Annotated in this window: 12 protein-coding genes and 3 tRNA genes; 9 read left to right on the top strand and 6 right to left on the bottom strand. The window is 62.6% G+C overall.

What is annotated here, in order from left to right; all coding sequences use genetic code 11:
• Position 1: 1 nt before the first annotated feature.
• Positions 2 to 1,507: a TRAP transporter large permease gene (locus tag AC07R0_RS18525; protein ID WP_495105918.1), complete on the bottom strand. Its 1,506-nt coding sequence runs from the start codon at positions 1,505 to 1,507 to the stop codon at positions 2 to 4.
• Between the two features lie 144 nt (positions 1,508 to 1,651).
• Positions 1,652 to 2,191 carry a TRAP transporter small permease subunit gene (locus AC07R0_RS18520; protein ID WP_495095954.1) on the bottom strand — a complete coding sequence of 180 codons (540 nt, stop codon included), beginning with the start codon at positions 2,189 to 2,191 and terminating at the stop codon, positions 1,652 to 1,654.
• A 423-nt stretch (positions 2,192 to 2,614) separates the two neighbouring features.
• Here AC07R0_RS18520 and AC07R0_RS18515 point away from each other — a divergent pair, with 423 nt between their 5' ends.
• From AC07R0_RS18515 to rimO, 7 genes are all read left to right on the top strand, one after another.
• Positions 2,615 to 3,763, top strand: a complete 1,149-nt coding sequence (locus AC07R0_RS18515) for a carboxylate-amine ligase (protein WP_495105917.1) — start codon at positions 2,615 to 2,617, stop codon at positions 3,761 to 3,763.
• Positions 3,764 to 3,824: 61 nt separating this feature from the next.
• The gene (locus AC07R0_RS18510; protein WP_495105916.1) at positions 3,825 to 5,051 is read left to right on the top strand and encodes an SUMF1/EgtB/PvdO family nonheme iron enzyme; all 1,227 of its coding nucleotides are present in this window, start codon (positions 3,825 to 3,827) and stop codon (positions 5,049 to 5,051) included.
• Positions 5,052 to 5,204: 153 nt separating this feature from the next.
• Positions 5,205 to 6,125, top strand: coding sequence for an alpha/beta fold hydrolase (locus AC07R0_RS18505; protein WP_495105915.1), 921 nt, complete (start codon positions 5,205 to 5,207; stop codon positions 6,123 to 6,125).
• A 13-nt stretch (positions 6,126 to 6,138) separates the two neighbouring features.
• Positions 6,139 to 8,388 carry a RelA/SpoT family protein gene (locus AC07R0_RS18500; RefSeq protein WP_495105914.1) on the top strand — a complete coding sequence of 750 codons (2,250 nt, stop codon included), beginning with the start codon at positions 6,139 to 6,141 and terminating at the stop codon, positions 8,386 to 8,388.
• Positions 8,389 to 8,448: 60 nt separating this feature from the next.
• Positions 8,449 to 8,525, top strand: a tRNA-Val gene (locus AC07R0_RS18495).
• Positions 8,526 to 8,706: 181 nt separating this feature from the next.
• Positions 8,707 to 9,240 (top strand): polyhydroxyalkanoate synthesis repressor PhaR, encoded by a 534-nt coding sequence (gene phaR / locus AC07R0_RS18490; RefSeq protein WP_495077249.1) that lies wholly within the window; start codon positions 8,707 to 8,709, stop codon positions 9,238 to 9,240.
• A 28-nt stretch (positions 9,241 to 9,268) separates the two neighbouring features.
• Positions 9,269 to 10,660 (top strand): 30S ribosomal protein S12 methylthiotransferase RimO, encoded by a 1,392-nt coding sequence (gene rimO / locus AC07R0_RS18485; protein ID WP_495105913.1) that lies wholly within the window; start codon positions 9,269 to 9,271, stop codon positions 10,658 to 10,660.
• A gap of 91 nt (positions 10,661 to 10,751) precedes the next feature.
• Here the strand turns inward: rimO and AC07R0_RS18480 are convergent.
• A tRNA-Leu gene (locus AC07R0_RS18480) sits at positions 10,752 to 10,837 on the bottom strand.
• Between the two features lie 95 nt (positions 10,838 to 10,932).
• Positions 10,933 to 11,017: transfer RNA gene (locus AC07R0_RS18475), tRNA-Leu, on the bottom strand.
• A gap of 160 nt (positions 11,018 to 11,177) precedes the next feature.
• On the opposite strand from AC07R0_RS18475, the gene rnr reads away from it, so the two are divergent.
• Both rnr and AC07R0_RS18465 read left to right on the top strand, forming a co-directional pair.
• Positions 11,178 to 13,460 carry a ribonuclease R gene (gene rnr / locus AC07R0_RS18470; RefSeq protein ID WP_495105912.1) on the top strand — a complete coding sequence of 761 codons (2,283 nt, stop codon included), beginning with the start codon at positions 11,178 to 11,180 and terminating at the stop codon, positions 13,458 to 13,460.
• 13 nt (positions 13,461 to 13,473) lie between these two features.
• A complete protein-coding gene (locus AC07R0_RS18465; protein WP_495105911.1) occupies positions 13,474 to 14,229 on the top strand; it encodes an SDR family oxidoreductase in 756 nt (251 codons plus the stop codon).
• Between the two features lie 33 nt (positions 14,230 to 14,262).
• On the opposite strand, the gene AC07R0_RS18460 is transcribed toward AC07R0_RS18465, so the two are convergent.
• Both AC07R0_RS18460 and AC07R0_RS18455 read right to left on the bottom strand, forming a co-directional pair.
• Positions 14,263 to 15,741: an NAD(P)H-hydrate dehydratase gene (locus AC07R0_RS18460; protein ID WP_495105910.1), complete on the bottom strand. Its 1,479-nt coding sequence runs from the start codon at positions 15,739 to 15,741 to the stop codon at positions 14,263 to 14,265.
• Positions 15,742 to 15,743: 2 nt separating this feature from the next.
• The gene (locus tag AC07R0_RS18455; RefSeq protein ID WP_495105909.1) at positions 15,744 to 16,997 is read right to left on the bottom strand and encodes a D-amino acid dehydrogenase; all 1,254 of its coding nucleotides are present in this window, start codon (positions 16,995 to 16,997) and stop codon (positions 15,744 to 15,746) included.
• Between the last annotated feature and the right edge of the window lie 74 nt (positions 16,998 to 17,071).

Here is a 17,071-nt window from a genome sequence, read left to right as displayed (position 1 = left end):
CTCAGGGCTTCGCGGGTTCGGACGCGGGCGCCTCTGCCGCAGGCGCGTCGCCAAACGGGTTCTCGCCCGTGCTGTCGGACTTTTGCAGATCGTCCACGGGTACCTCGATCTGGATCTTGTCGGTGTCCACCTTTTCTTCCTTGGGCAGGAAGACGGTGACGGTCTGCGGAACAAAGATCACGATGGCCACCAGGATCAGCTGCATCAGCACCCAGGGGATGGCGCCCATGTAGATGTCGTTCGACTGGATGGGCTTCTCGATGCGCTTTTCCTTGAACAGCGTATCGGCAATGCCGCGCAGATAGAACAGCGCGAAGCCAAACGGCGGGTGCATGAAGCTGGTCTGCATGTTCACGCACAGCAGCACGCCAAACCACACCAGGTCGATGCCCAGCTTGGCCGCCACCGGGCCCAGCATGGGCAGGATGATGAAGGCGATCTCGAAGAAGTCCAGGAAGAAGGCCAGGAAGAAGATGAACACGTTGACAGCGATCAGGAAGCCGATCTGTCCGCCCGGCAGGCCGGTCAGCATGTGTTCCACCCACTTGGCGCCGTCCACACCCTGGAACACCATGGAGAACACACGTGCCCCGATCAAGATGAACACCACCATGGCTGTCAGCCGCATGGTGCTGACCATGGACTCCCAGATCAGCGGCAGCGTCAGCCGCCGGTGCAGAGCGGCCAACAGCAGCGCGCCGACCACGCCCATGGCGCCGGCCTCGGTGGGCGTGGCAATGGCGGTATCAATACCCGGCAGGCCACCCATGGAACCCAGCACGGCAAAGATCAGCACAGCCGAGGGGATGATGCCGCGCAGGCACTTGGCCCACAGCTTGGCGCCGCTCAGCGTACGGGCGGTTTTCGGGATGCCTGGAATGTGGTCGGGCTTGAAGACGCCCAGCAAAAAGGTATAGCCGGCGAAGATCAGTACCTGCAGGATGGATGGGCCCCAGGCACCACGGTACATATCGCCCACCGAACGGCCCAGTTGGTCGGCCATCACGATCAGCACCAGCGAAGGCGGCACCAGCTGGGTGATGGTGCCGGAGGCCGCCAGCACGCCGGTGGCATAGCGCATGTTGTAGCCGTAGCGGATCATCACGGGCAGCGAGATCAGCGCCATGGCAATCACCTGGCCGGCCACGGTACCGGTGATGGCGCCCAGGATGAAGCCGACGATGATCACCGAATAGCCCAGGCCGCCCTTGACCGTACCAAACAGCTGGCCCATGGAGTCCAGCATGTCTTCGGCCAGCCCGCATTTCTCCAGCACGGCACCCATGAAAGTGAAGAACGGAATCGCCAGCAACAGGTCGTTCGACAAGATGCCGAAGATGTTGATCGGCAGGTTCTCCATGAACACAGCCGGGAACCAGCCCATCTGGATCGCAAACAGGCCCGAGGCCATGCCCAGCGCCGATAGCGAAAAGGCCACTGGGAAGCCGATCAGCATGATCAGCACCAGCCCACCGAACATCATCGGCGCGAAATTTTCCATCTGCATATCGTTCTGTCCTGTTGCTTTAATCGGTGGTGGCGGGGTTGGTGCGCGGAACACCATGGAGCCGGCTGCGCCGGGCCACTGGTGTTGCCCCCTTGAGGGGGGATGCGGCTACACGCAGTGAGCAAGAAACGGGGGGGAGCCTATTCACTGCACCGGCTTCTCGTAATGTGTGTCCATCTCGAATTTGCCTTGCAGGTAGGCGATGCGTTTCACCACTTCCGACAGACCCTGCAGAAACATCAGCGCGAAACCCAGTGGCAACAGCATCATGGCGGGCCAGCGGATCAGGCCGCCGGCGTTGTTCGACATTTCGCCCGAACGCAGCATGCCTATGAATAGCGGCCAGCTCAGCCAGGCGATGGTGGCCATCACCGGCAGCAGAAAGAACACCAGGCCAAACAGGTCTACATACACCGGGCCATGGCCCTTGAGCCGGCCGTAGAAGATGTCCACGCGTACATGCTCATTCATCTTGAGCACCACCGGCGCACCCAGCATCACGGTGACGGCAAACATATACCACTGGATCTCCAGCCAACCGTTGGAGCTGATGTCCAGCCCATAGCGCACGAAGGCGTTGCCGGCAGAGATAAAGGCGGCGGCCAGCACCGCCCAGGCAGCCAGGCGGCCCATTTGCTGGCTGATCCAGTCCATGCCGAGGGCAAGCTTGAGTAATCCGGACATGGTGTCACTCCGATAGGGAAAAGAGGTGGGGCGCTGGCCCCATGGCCACGGCGATGGACGCCGCTTTTTGCAGCGCACGATGATAACTTTGTAACGTGCACCCGATGCCGCGGCAGGGCCCGGGTTTACGCCTAGACGCCGTTCAGGCTTACGGAAACGGCATTTGTTGTTTCTAAATGTAGGGCTTGGTCGTGCTATTAAAAAAATAGCTTCATATGATTAGTTTGTAAGCGCTGTAAGCATTTTTAGATATTGCAGTCTGGGGTGTTTGGCGATGCAGCAGGGGTAATTTGTGCAGATTGCTTACCAAGTTGCGAGCCCGGTTTGCTTGCACACCGGCATTCTGGCCCCCATAACTCGAGATGCCCAGTTGCAGTACTGCTGCCTGGCCTTCAAGTGACTCACCCCAAAAGGAGCCAACACATGCATTTCCAACATTCAAAAGCACTTACTTTCGGCATGGAGCTGGAACTGCAGATCGTGGACGACGCCACCGGGCGTCTGTCCCCCAGCAGTGCCGCGCTCTGGCGCGAACTGGAAGTGCTGCCGGAGCATGAACGCTTCTCTCTGGAGGCGACCCAATCCACTATTGAAGTGACCACTTCGGTGCATGAAGATGCCGACACCATGGAGGACGAGGCGCGCGAACTGGTGCGTACCGTAAAGCAGATTGCCCGCCGCCAGAGTGCCGACCTGCGCGGTGGCGGCACGCACATCCTGCAATTCTGGAACGAGCACGAGTTCACCGAAACCGAACGTGCTGCCGAGCTGCATGCCAAGTATGGCTTCCTCCCCAAACGCTTTTCTACCTATGGCATGCACGTGCACATCGGTGTACCCGGCAAGGAGGAGGCCATCCAGCTCGCGAACGTGATGCAAAGCCTGTGCCCGCTGTTCATTGCCCTGTCTGCCGCCTCGCCATTCCAGCAGGGCGTGGACACCGGCTTTTGCGCGGCACGCCCGCTCGAGCCGTTGGTCTACCCCTACGGAGGTCCGATGCCGCGTTTGGAGAACTGGGCCGCGTTTGAAAAAGTGGCCCAGGAAATCTTCGACTCCGGCCTGGCCAAAAGCCTGAAGGATATTTACTGGGACGTACGGCCCAAGCCCGAGTTCGGTACGGTGGAAGTCCGCGTGTTTGACACACCGCTGAGCGTGCGCAAGGCCGTGTCGCTGGCGGCCTTCACCCGCGCCTGTGCGGCCCTGGCCTTGCAGGGCGAGCTGGGCTATGCCGCCACTCCGATTCCCTACAACACAGAGCGTGTCAGCCGTTTCATGGCTTGTCGTGACGGTATGGATGCCCACCTGTTCAACCCCGCAGTTGGCGAGTGGATGCCGGCGCGCAAGTGGTTTAACCGCTTGGTGGAACGCATGCTGCAACAACCCTTGTGCGACGCGGATGCGCGCAGAATCCGCAGCTTGCACAAGCTGATTGCCGAGGAGCAGGACTCCGACATCATGCGCGACACCTGGGGTGACATCGTCAACCGTTCGCCCGCCATGGCGCACTGGGTGCCCGGTCCGCGCGAGTACGCTTTCAACTCACGCGAGCATTGCGCGCGGCTGCTGGCGTAAAGCTGGGGTCCGTCCGCCAGCGGGGCGTTACAAAGCCGGGTATTTGGGTGAATAATGGCCCATGTCCTCCACCCTGCCACGGGCCTTGCCGGGCTCTATCGATGCGCCGTCCATGCGCAGCGCGGGCCACGACCTGCTGTCGCTGGCGCTGATGGATGCGCGCAACCACACCCTGCATTTGCTGGACCAGTTTGAGTCGGCCCAGATGGGCTTGCCACCCGGCCTGCAGCCGCGCTGGCTGGCCGGGCATATTGGCTGGATGGCCGAGGCCTGGCTGGGCCGCAATACCCAGCGCAGCCGGGGTACCGAATGCGCCTTCCAGCCCACCCGGCTGGCCTCTATCGAACCCCATGCCGACATCTGGTGGAACCAGGAGCAAATGGAGGGCCGTGGCGCCGCATTCGCGCCAGATTTGGCCACCACCAAGAACTTCTTGCTGCAAACGCTGGAGAGCACGCTGGAGCTGCTGGAGAAAACGCCCGATAACGACGCGGCGCTGTACTTTTACCGCTTGGCTCTGTTCCATGAAGACCTGCGTGGCGAGCAACTGATTACGTTGGCCCAGGTGCACGGCGTGCCGCTGCAACTGGCTCCGCCCGCGGGCATGACCGCGCGGCCACCGCTGCAGCTGCCGGCCTGTCAGTGGCAGCTGGGTTCGCAGCCGGGGGGCTTTGTGTTTGACAACGAAAAATGGGCGCATGAGGTCGCGCTGCCTGCGTTTGAGATCGACGCCCAGCCGGTCAGCTGGGCCCAGTATGTGGAGTTTGTGGACGACGGCGGTTACGACAATTCCGCCTGGTGGCAGCCCGAGGCCTGGACATGGCTGCAGACCATGGACAAGAAAGAAGGCCGGCGCGCACCGCGCTATGTGGACCAGATTGGCGTGGCCAGCGGTGCCGTGCTGCAGAACCGGTTTGGCGTGCGTCTGCGCGCTGCGGGCCAACAGCCGGCCATGCATATGACCTGGTGGGAGGCCGATGCCTGGTGCCGCTGGGCCGGGCGTCGACTGCCCAGCGAGGCAGAGTGGGAATATGCGGCCATCCATGCGGCCCGCAGGGGCTTCCACTGGGGTGATGTGCACGAATGGACGGCCAGCACCTTCCGGCCTTGGCCCGGCTTCAGTGCTGACCCGTGGATGGCCTATTCTGTGCCCTGGTTTGGTCACGCCAAGGTGATGCGGGGCGCGTCGTTCGCCACGCGTGCACGCATGAAGAACCCCAAGCACCGGGGTTTTGCCCTCCCGGGTGATGATGTGCGTTTTGTTGGTTTCCGCTCATGTGCGGCTTGAGTGCTATATAAATAGTAGCTATCGACGCAGAATTTATCTGCGCTGGCGGCCATTTGTGTATATGTCATTAAGTGATGGGGTGATGCGCAACGCTATGCTGCGGCGGCGTCGCTATGGATTAGGATGGACCCATCTTTTTACCGTTTGCCTGCCATGACCGAGCCCCGCCTCCACTACGTTTCTTGCCCCGGCCCCGCAGCCGTCCGCAGCGCACCCGACGCCAGCGGCCACCGCATGGCGTACTGGGAATGGGGCGACCCGACCAACCCCCATCTCGTGCTGTGCGTGCATGGGCTGACGCGCCAGGGCCGAGACTTCGACGTGCTGGCCCAGGCCTTGAGCCGTGGCGCCCGTGTGGTCTGCCCGGATGTAGTGGGTCGCGGCCAGAGCGACTGGCTGCAAGACCCGCAGGCCTACCAGATGCCCACTTACGCCGCCGACATGCTGGCTCTGCTGGCCCAGCTGCACCAGCAGTCCCCGGTGCAGACCCTGGACTGGCTGGGCACCAGCATGGGCGGGCTGATCGGCATGGGGGTGCTGGGCACGCCCGGCCTGCCCTTGCCGGTACCGGTGCGCCGCCTGGTGCTGAACGACGTAGGCCCGGCGCTGGAATGGACGGCCCTGCAGCGCATCGGCACCTACCTGGGCAATACCGGCAGGTTCGAATCGCTGCAGCAGGCGGCCGATGCGATGTGGGCCATCTCGGCCAGCTTTGGGCCGCACACACCGGCCCAGTGGCTGGAGCTGTCGCGCCATATGGTTAAACCCCTGGTGCCGGGCGAGCCGGCGCTGACCCTGCACTATGACCCGGCGTTGGCCGAGTCGTTTCGCAGCTTCAGCGCCGCATCGGCGGCCGAGGGTGAGGCCGCGCTGTGGAAGCTGTACGGCAACATCACGGCACAGGCCTTGCTGCTGCGGGGAGCGCAGTCCGATTTATTGTCGGCCGCCACGGCCAAGGCCATGACCCAGCGCGGCCCGAAAGCGCGCCTGGTGGAGTTTGCGGGTGTTGGGCATGCACCGACCTTGATCGCCGATGCGCAGCTTGCCGAAGTCGTTGGTTTTTTACTTACCTGAGGACCAGCTAGGGATGAAAAGTGCACCGACTGTGCAAGCCACCGCGAGCCCGCCCGAAGAGCGCCTGGCAGATGTGGTGGCGGTTACTTCCGAGACCTTGCCCGAGCAGGTGAATGCGCTGGCGCGGGCTCGGGCTTTTGCCGAGCCGCTGATCTCCGGCGAGCTGCTGGACACCGGGGAGAACACGCTGGAGCACGCCGATGCCGTGGCCGCCATCCTGCGTTCGGTGGGCGGCTCCGAGGCTATGCAGGCGGCCAGCTACCTGGTCTATGCTTGCGTCCATCTGAATAAGCCGCAGGAGGTGATTGCCAAGGCCTTCGGTGCAAACTTCGCCGCGCTGGCGGTGGAGACCACCCAGCTGATGCGGGTGCAGCGCCTGTCGCGCGGCTCCGACAGCGCCGCCAACCCGGCGGATGACCCGGCGGCGCAGACCGAAAATGTGCGCAAGATGCTGCTGGCCTTCTCGCGCGATCTGCGCGTGGTCATGTTGCGCCTGGCTTCGCGCCTGCAGACTTTGCGCTTCTGTGCAGCCAGCAAGACACCGGTATCGCCGCGCTTGGCGCGCGAGTCGCTGCAGGTCTTCGCTCCGCTGGCCAACCGCCTGGGTATCTGGCAGATCAAGTGGGAGATGGAGGACCTGTCCTTCCGTTTCATCGAGCCCGATACCTACAAACAGGTGGCGCGCTTGCTGGACGAAAAGCGCGTGGAGCGCGAGGCCAACATGGAGCAGTTGCGCTCCACCCTCGAGGCCGAGCTGATCGCCCAGGGTCTGCAGGCCACGGTGCAGGGGCGACCCAAGCACATCTACAGCATCGTCAAGAAGATGCGCGGCAAGTCGCTCGGCTTTGACCAGTTGTTCGACATCCGTGCCCTGCGCGTGGTGGTACCCAGCGTGGACGATTGCTACGCCGTGCTGGGCTGGGTGCACAGCCGCTTTGTGCCCATGGCCGATGAGTTTGACGACTACATCGCCAAACCCAAGGGCAATGGCTACCAGTCGCTGCACACCGTGGTGCAGCAGATGGTGGACGGTGTGGCCTGTTTGCCGATTGAGATCCAGATCCGTACCCAGGCCATGCACGAGCATGCCGAGTACGGAGTGGCCGCGCACTGGGCATACAAAGAGGCCGGTACCAAGGGCTATGCGGGCGTGTCCGCCAGCGGCGAATATGACGCCAAGATCGCCGTGCTGCGCCAACTGTTGGCCTGGGAGCGTGATCTGTCGGGCGCGGCGCCGAATGCCGGTGACGTGCATGTGCATGTGCTGAGCGACCGTATCTATGTGCTGACGCCCGATGCGGCGGTGGTCGAGCTGCCTGCGGGCGCCACGGCGGTGGACTTTGCCTACAGCTTGCACACCAGCCTGGGGCATCGCTGCCGTGGTGCCAAGGTGGACGGCGTGCAAGTCCCCTTGAACACGCCCTTGCAAAACGGCCAGACCGTGGAGATCACGGCCGCCAAGGAAGGCGGCCCGTCGCGCGATTGGCTGAATGCCGAGCTGGGCTACTTGGTCAGCCACCGTGCCCGGGCCAAGGCCCGGGCCTGGTTCAATGCCATGGCCATCCACACCACCGTGGCGCGGGGCCGCGAGGCGGTCGAAAAGCTGCTGCAGCGCGAGGGCAAGACGGCCATCAAACTGGATGACCTGGCTGCTCGCCTGGGCTTCAAGTCGGCCGACGATTTGTTCGAGGTGGTGGGCAAGGATGAGTTTTCGCTGCGCAGCATCGAGACCCTGCTGCGTCCGCCCGAGCCGGTGCTGCCGCAGGACGATTTCCTGCTGCTCAAAAAGTCCCGCAACACCGAGAGGTCACCCAAGGGTGGTGTGTTGGTGGTCGGCGTGGATTCGCTGATGACCCAGTTGGCCAAATGCTGCAAGCCCGCGCCGCCGGACCCGATTCTGGGTTTTGTCACGCGCGGCAAGGGCGTCAGTATCCACCGCGCCGATTGCAGCAATTTCCGCGAAATGTCTGCCCGCAATGGCGAACGCGTGATCCCGGTGGAGTGGGGCAGCGACAAGAAGGAGCATGCCGCGGTCTACCCGGTGGACGTGGCGGTGCAGGCTGCCGACCGCCAGGGCCTGTTGCGCGATATTTCGGAAGTCTTCACCAAGGAGAAGATGAATGTGATTGGCGTGCAGACCCAGTCTGTCAAGGGCACGGCATGGATGACGTTCACCGTGGAGGTAGCCGACGCGGCGCGGCTCAACAAGGTGCTGGGCGTGGTGTCAGAGGTTGTGGGCGTGCGCTCTGCACGACGCAAATAATGGCGACCGCAAGGAATCGTAAAAAACCCGTGCTATACTCGTGGTCTCGAATGCATCCTTAGGCGCGTAGCTCAGCTGGTTAGAGCACCACCTTGACATGGTGGGGGTCGTTGGTTCGAGTCCAATCGCGCCTACCAATAATTTGGTAGTAAAAAAGGCCTGGCTTAACCGCTAGGCCTTTTTTATTTGTGCCGCCGTAAATTGCGCGGTGCAGTCTGTTCAGGGTAATCCTTGACACTGATTGCGAGGTGGTTTTTTACAATATGTTGCGGTGCAGTACAGTGCACATAGCAACACCACCGACCACCAAGGACTGCAGTGCCGAGCAACCCTCCCGATAGCGACAAAACGGCGCATCGCGTCATCAAGAAATACCCCAACCGGCGTCTCTATGACACCGATACTTCTACCTATATCACGCTGGCAGAAGTCAAAAAGCTGGTGATGCAGCACGCGCCGGTGCAGGTGCGCGATGCCAAAACCGGTGAGGACCTGACGCGCGCTATTTTTCTGCAGATCATTCTGGAAGAAGAGGCGGGTGGTGCGCCCTTGTTAACCGAGCAGGTGCTGGCCAACATCATTCGTTTTTACGGCAACACCATGCAGGGTTTTTTGGGGCCCTATTTGGAAAAGAATGTGCAAACCTTTATGGATTTGCAGTCCAAGATGGGCGAGCAGGCCAAGGGTGTCACCCCGGAGGCCTGGGCGCAGATGTTGAAAATGCCGTCTCCCGTGATGCAGGGCATGATGGGTGCTTACGTAGAGCAGTCCAAAAATATCTTCGTGCAGATGCAGGAGCAGATGCAGCGGCAAACCGAGCAAATGCTGGGCAGCTTTGGCTTGAAACCCTGAATTTCCCCGGCGCGGCGACAATAGGGGGATGACTGAAGTAATTTCCCCTACCCATACACCCAAAGTTGGATTTGTCAGCCTGGGCTGCCCCAAGGCGCTGACGGACTCCGAGTTGATCCTCACCCAGCTGAGCGCCGAGGGTTACCAAACCTCCAAGACCTTCGAGGGTGCCGATCTGGTGATCGTCAACACCTGTGGCTTTATCGACGATGCCGTGAAGGAGAGTCTGGACACTATCGGCGAGGCCTTGGCTGCCAACGGCCGGGTGATCGTGACGGGTTGTTTGGGTGCTAAGGCAGGTGGTTCCGGTGGCAACTTGGTGCGTGAAATGCACCCCAGCGTGTTGGCCGTAACTGGGCCCCATGCCACGCAAGAAGTGATGGATGCCGTGCATGCCAATCTGCCCAAGCCGCACGACCCGTTTCTGGATCTGGTGCCCAATGCGTTCGGCAGCGCGGGCGTCAAGCTCACGCCCCGCCACTACGCATATTTGAAGATCAGCGAAGGCTGCAACCACCGTTGTACTTTTTGCATCATTCCGTCCATGCGTGGCGACCTGGTTTCGCGTTCGATTGGTGACGTGCTGAGCGATGCGAAAGCCTTGTTTGAAGGCGGCGTGAAGGAGTTGCTGGTGATCAGCCAGGACACTTCGGCCTATGGCGTGGATGTGAAATACCGTACCGGTTTCTGGGATGGCAAGCCGGTCAAGACCCGCATGTTGGAACTGGTGCAAACCTTGGCGGATATTGCTGAGCCCTATGGTGCCTGGGTGCGCTTGCACTATGTTTATCCGTACCCCAGCGTGGACGACATCCTGCCTTTGATGGCGACTGGTCGCGTGCTGCCCTATCTGGATGTGCCTTTGCAGCACAGCCATCCGGACGTGCTCAAGCGCATGAAACGCCCCGCCAGCGGTGAAAAGAATCTGGAGCGCATCCAGCGCTGGCGCGAGATTTGCCCTGAGCTGGTCATTCGTAGTACTTTCATTGCTGGATTCCCGGGCGAGACGGAGGAAGAGTTTTCCCATTTGTTGGACTTCATGCGTGAAGCCCAGATTGACCGCGCGGGTTGTTTTGCGTATAGCCCGGTGGACGGCGCTGCGGCTAATGACATCCCTGGCATGCTGCCATTGGAGTTACGCGAAGAGCGTCGTGCGCGCTTCATGGCCGTGGCTGAAGAAGTGTCGGCGAACAAGCTGCTCAAGCGTGTCGGTAGCACCATGCAGGTGCTGGTGGATTCGGCGCCGGGTCTGGGTAAAAAAGGTGGGGTCGGCCGCAGCTATGCGGATGCGCCCGAGATTGACGGCATTGTGCGTTTGCTGCCGCCCGAGAAAATCAGCAAGACCTTGAAGGCGGGTGAGTTCACCAAGGCGCGGATTGTGGGCACGCAAGGTCACGACCTGGTGGCTTTGCCCATCTAAGTCTGATTTCCCCGTGCTGCATATGTGGCGCGGGGAAAAATGGGCAAAAAAAAGCCGCTAACTTTCTAGCGGCTTTTTTTCGAGTAAGGTGTGGTGCCCAGAAACTGGACTCGAACCAGCACGCCTTGCGGCGCTGCGACCTGAACACAGTGCGTCTACCAATTTCGCCATCTGGGCCCACTAAACTCTAACCATCTGCAATTGGTAGTTTGCAGATTTTTAACCAGAAAAAAACCGCTAACTGATTAGCGGTTTTTGTTCGAGATAAGGTGTGGTGCCCAGAACTGGACTCGAACCAGCACGCCTTGCGGCGCTGCGACCTGAACACAGTGCGTCTACCAATTTCGCCATCTGGGCCCACGAGTTAAAGTATAACATGGGAAAAACAGCGTTTTGACTCGCGGGCTGAAGGCTTGATGAAATCCGCAGTTTTTTCCGTTGCCTGCCGCGCTCTGCTACCCTTTGGGCAAACCAGAAAGAGAGAATCCTTATCAAAACGACCAGTCATACCAGCGGCTTGCTGGACGAGATCGAAGGCACCATCCAGGGACACCGCGATGGACACGGGTTTGTACTGCGCGATGATGGTGAGTCGGATATCTATCTGCCCTCCAATGAAATGCGCGCCGTGCTGCACAAGGACAGGGTCAAGGCCCGTATCGTGCGCAGCGACCGCAAGGGCCGCCCCGAGGGTCGGGTTGTCGAGATCATTGAACGCCCGGTCCAACCCATCATTGGTCGCCTGCTGCAGGAAAGCGGCATTTGGCTGGTGGCTCCCGAAGACAAGCGTTATGGCCAGGATGTATTGATCCCCAAGACGGCCATTGGCAGCGCCAAGCCAGGCCAGGTGGTTGTGGTTGAACTCACTGAGCCGCCTGCTTTGTTCGGCCAGCCGGTGGGTCGCGTCAAGGAAGTGCTGGGCGAGGTGGACGACCCCGGCATGGAGATCGAAATCGCAGTGCGCAAATACGACGTGCCGCATGTGTTCTCCGATGCGTGTATTGCCCTGGCGCGCACCTTGCCAGACAAGGTGCGGCCGCAAGACAAGAAGAATCGCGTCGATCTGACCGATGTGCCCCTGGTCACTATCGATGGCGAAGACGCCCGCGACTTCGACGACGCCGTGTACTGTGAACCGGCCAAGGTCGGGCGCAGCAAGGGCTGGCGTTTGCTGGTGGCGATTGCCGATGTCAGCAACTATGTGGAAACCGGCTCGGCTATCGACGTGGATGCGTATGACCGTGCAACAAGCGTGTATTTCCCACGCCGCGTCATTCCCATGCTGCCCGAGAAGCTGTCCAACGGCCTGTGTTCCCTGAACCCCGAGGTAGAACGCCTGTGCATGGTTTGCGACATGCTGGTGACGACCAAGGGTGAGGTGCATGCTTACCAGTTTTACCCTGCGGTGATGTACAGCCATGCGCGCTTTACTTATACCGAGGTGGCGGCCATTCTGGGCAATACCCGTGGCCCTGAGGCGCTGCGCCGCAAGGATCGTGTTAACGATCTGCTGAATCTGCACGATGTCTACCGGGCGCTGCTGGTGGCCCGCCAGGCGCGTGGTGCGGTGGACTTTGAAACCACCGAAACCCAGATCGTTTGCGATGAAAACGGCCGGATTGAGAAAATCGTGCCGCGTACCCGCAACGAGGCGCACAAGCTGATCGAAGAGGCCATGCTGGCTGCCAACGTCTGCAGCGCCGACTTCATCGCGCAGGGCAAGCACCCCGGTCTGTTCCGCGTGCACGAAGGCCCTACACCCGAGAAGATCGAGATTCTGCGCAACTACCTGAAGGCCACTGGCGTCGGCATGTCGATCAGTGATGATCCCAAGCCGGGCGAGTTCCAAGCTATCGCGGCGGCCACCAAGGACCGGCCCGACGCGCAGCAAATCCATTCGATGCTGCTGCGCTCCATGCAGCAAGCCATATACACGCCCAGCAACAGCGGGCACTTCGGCCTGGCATTTGACGCGTACACCCACTTCACCAGCCCCATCCGGCGCTACCCGGACCTGTTGGTGCACCGCGTCATCAAGGCGATCCTGGCGCACCGCAAGTACCAGCTGCCGACGCTGCCCACGCCGGGCGAAGCCCATGCCAAGCTGGCCAAGCGCCTGAGCAAGAACAACCACGCGCGCCTGCAAGGCAAGGTGGCCGAGCCCGAACTGAAGCCCAAGAAAGTCAGCCCTGAAACCCTGGCCTGGCAGGCTGCTGGCCTGCATTGCAGCGCCAACGAGCGCCGCGCCGACGAGGCCAGCCGCGATGTGGAAGCCTGGCTCAAATGCAAATACATGCGTGAGCATCTGGGCGAGGAGTTTGGTGGTGTAGTCACCTCGGCCACCGGCTTCGGCATCTTCGTCACCTTGGACGCCATGTACGTAGAAGGCCTGGTGCACATCACCGAGCTGGGGGGCGAATACTTCAAGTTCGACGAGGCCCGCCAGGAGCTGCGTGGCGAGCGTACCGGCATCCGTTATTCCATCGGCACGCGGGTGCAGGTCCAGGTCAGCCGCGTCGATCTGGACGGACGCAAGATCGACTTCCGCCTGATACGCGAAGGGGAAGATCTGGTGAACCGCGCCATGAAAGACAAGGGTGTGCAGCGCGAGGGCCCTAACCGTTCCAAATCCGAGGCTGCGCCTTCCAAGCGCTCTGGCCGCAGGGAGTCGCAGTCACGTGATCACGCGCCGCGCACGCCCGTGCAGGCGGCCAAGTCGGCTGCCAAGTCCTCGAATTCGGCTTCAGCCAAGGGCGGTGCGGCCAAGAAGAAGACCCAAAAACCGCGTACCCGCAGATAGGCGAAGGAAGGCTATGGTTCACCATTCCAAAGTCGCCGTGGTGACCGGCGCCGGCAGCGGCATCGGCCGGGCTGTGGCCTTGGCCCTGCTGGCCGATGGCTACCGTGTCGCGCTCGCCGGGCGGCGCAGCGAAGCCTTGTTGGCTGTGCAGGCCGAATCCGGTGCCGCGCAGAATGCGCTGGTAGTGCCTACCGATGTGACCGATCCTGTGGCCGTCCAGGCCTTGTTCGAGGCCACGGTGCAGACTTTTGGCCGCGTCGATCTGTTGTTCAACAATGCCGGCACCAGTGCGCCAGGCGTGTTGCTGGAAGACCTGAGCCTGGCACAGTGGCAGGGCGTGGTGGATGTGAACTTCACCGGCATGTTTCTGTGCATACAGCAGGCCTTCCGGGTGATGAAGGCGCAGACGCCGCGCGGCGGGCGCATCATCAACAACGGCTCCATCTCCAGCACCACGCCGCGGCCCAATTCGATTGCCTACACCGCCACCAAGCACGCGGTACGCGGCATGACCAAGTCGGCCGCGCTGGACGGGCGCAAATACGATATTGCGGTGGGCCAGATCGACATCGGTAACGCCGCCACCAAGATGACCCAGCGCATGACCACCGGCATCTTGCAGGCCCACGGCGAGATGGTGGTGGAGCCGGTCATGGACGTCAACATCGTCGGTAAGTCGGTGCTCTATATGGACAGCCTGCCGCTCGATGCCAATGTGCTGTTCCACACCGTGATGGCGACCAAGATGCCGTTCGTGGGCCGGGGCTAGGCTGCTTTTACTCTGTCGTATTGTGCCGGGCGGCTAGAACTGCGCCAATGCGCTGGCCGTTAAAGGCTTGCCCTCGGGCCAGCGGTCTGCTGCCAGTCCGTGGGCATAGACCGCGTCACAGGCCGCATCCATGGCGTACTGGCCCGCCGCCAGCCGTGCGCCCACCATGCCTGCCAGCACGTCCCCCGTTCCCGCAGTGGCCAGCCGGGCGTTGCCCGTGGGGTTGATGGCCGGTGTTCGCAGTGGGGCCGTGATTACTGTGCCCGAACCTTTCAGCACGGCCACGCAGGCAAAGCGGTCGGCCAGTTGTTGGGCGGCGGCCAGGCGGTCGGCCTGGATCTGCAGCGTGGTGCAGCCCAGCAGGCGTGCGGCCTCCAGGGGGTGCGGCGTCAGCACCGTGGGCAGGCCTTGGGCCGCGCGGTGGCGCAGCAGGGCTTGCAGGGCGGTGTCGCTGGCGATGGCGTTCAGGGCGTCGGCGTCCAGCACCAGGCGGGCAGCTTCGCCCAGCACGCGCGGCAGCAAGGGGCGCACGGCCTCGCCGCCGCCACATCCGCAGACCAGGGCCAGTGCATGCAGTTTGAGCGCGCCCGGGGCGCGGAACATCAGCTCGGGCTGCTGTGGGTGGACCTGCATGCTGCCGCCGTCCAACAAGCCGACGAAGACCCGGCCCGCGCCGTGGTGCAGGGCGGCCGTGGCCGCCAGTAGCGCGGCACCGGTCATGCCGGGCGCGCCGCCGATAACGGCCACGTCGCCGTAGCTGCCCTTGTGGCTGGCGTGGCTGCGCTGTGGGGGCTGCGGCGCACCCAGCAGCCGGGCGCTGGCCGCGATACCGGGCGTGACGCCCAGTGCGTCCAGCCAGACCTGGCCTGCGCTGTCCCGGCCATGGGCGGTGAACAAACCGGGTTTGAGCGTCAGCAGGCTGAGTGTGTGGTCTGCATAAATGATGGCTGCAGCGCTTGTTTCATCTGCGCGGGCAGCTACTGAATTTGTAGCAAGTGCGCCGGTGTCTGTTTGCAGGCCGGTGGGTAGGTCCACTGCCAGCGTGGGGGCAGGGCTGGCGTTCATGGTGACGATCCAGCTGGCCATGCTACCGCTGGGGGCGCGGCTTTGGCCTAAGCCGAGCAGGGCGTCTATGCATAGGTCCTGGGCGTCCAAGTCGGTGGGTGGGGTGTCGGCAAATTGCACGCCGGCCGCCCGGGCGCGCCCCAGGGCGGCCAGGGTGTCGCTGGAGGCCCGGGCTTCCTGGCCCAACCAAGTCACCACGACCTGGACGCCGTGCTGTTGTAGCTGGGCCGCGGCTTCCAGGCCGTCGCCGCCGTTGTTGCCGGGGCCGCAGGCGATCCAGATGCGGCGCGCATGCGGTGCCAGGGCGCGGGCCAGACGGGCCACGGCCAGGCCGGCGCGGGGCATCAAGGTGTTGTCGGGCAGGCCGGCCAAGGCGGCCTCTTCGATGCGGCGCGAGGCGGCGGTATCGAAAAGGGGCTGCGATTGGTCGGCGTTGATGCGTTGCATACTCAGTTCCTCAGGCGTTCCAGGCCTAGGCCTTCCATGTCGATGGCCGGGCTGTGGCCGGCTACCAGGTCAGCCGTGGCGCGGGCACTGCCGCAGGCCAGGGCCCAGCCGCTGGAGCCGTGGCCCAGGTTGAGCCAGACGCCGGGCAGGCCGCTGGCACCGATCAGGGGAGGGCCGTCGGGCAGCATGGCGCGGGCGCCTTTCCAGATCTGCACATTGCTGGCCAGTTGGGCCGCACCGGGGAACCAGTCGTGCAGCACTTTGTACAGGGTGGCGATGGCGGCGGGGTTCTTGGTGTCGGGCTGGCCGCCGAGCTCGGCGCTGCCGGCCACGCGTACGCGCTGGCCCATGCGCGAGATGGCGACCTTGTAGTGCTCGTCCATCACGGCGCTGACCGGGGCGTTCAGCGGCTCGCGGATATTGGCAGTGAGCGAATAGCCGTACACCGCCGCCAGCGGTATGTGTACGCCCAGCGGCTTGAGCAGGGCGGCCGAGGCCATGCCGGCGCACACCACCACGGCATCGAAGCGCCGGGGCGTGGTCTCGTTTGCTATGGAAACCGTAGCTGCTGGCGCAGGATTTATCTGCGCTACCGTGCGATTGAACTCAAATTTTGCACCCAGCTGCTGGGCCGCGGCCTTGAGCAGCATGGTGAATTGGCGGCAGTTGCCCACCTCGTCGTCCGGCAGGTGGATTGCGCCGAAGAAGTCGGTCTCGGCGCACAGCGCGGGCTCGATGCTGCGTGCCGTGGCCACGTCGATCTGCTGAAAGCGCACACCCGCATCGCGCAGCAGCTGCAGGCCGGGTTCGGCCATGGCGGCGTCCTGCGCCGTACGCAGCAGCACCATATAGCCGTCGCTGCGGTCGTATTCCAGGTGCAGCGTGTGGGCCAGCGCGTGCAGGCGTTCGCGGCTGTAGAAGGCCAGGCGCTGCAGGCGGCTGCGGTTGGCCAGGTAGGTGTCGAGCTTGCAGGCGCGACGCCACTTCCACATCCAGGCCAGGTCGCCGGTGGACAGGCGCAGACCCAGCTGCAGCGGGGCGTGGCGCTGGAACAGACTTTTGAACATCTTGCCCGGCATGCCTGGGGCCGCCCAGGGGGTGACGTAGCCGGGCGCGATGATGCCGGCGTTGGCAAAGCTGGTTTCTTCGGCGGCGGCGCTGCGGCGTTCGAAAACGGTGACTTCGTGGCCGTCGGCGGCCAACTCATAGGCTGTGCTGACGCCGATGACTCCGGCGCCAATGATGGCAACTTTCATGCGGAAAACATCCGCATCTTCACGACATGCATGAGGACCTTGTTTTTATAAGAAAAGTGGCTCTTGCGCAGGTA

Source organism: Rhodoferax sp. GW821-FHT07F03 (genome assembly GCF_059418745.1).
The sequence above is the reverse complement of the archived record's forward strand: the minus strand, read 5'-3'. Positions and strand labels throughout refer to the sequence as shown.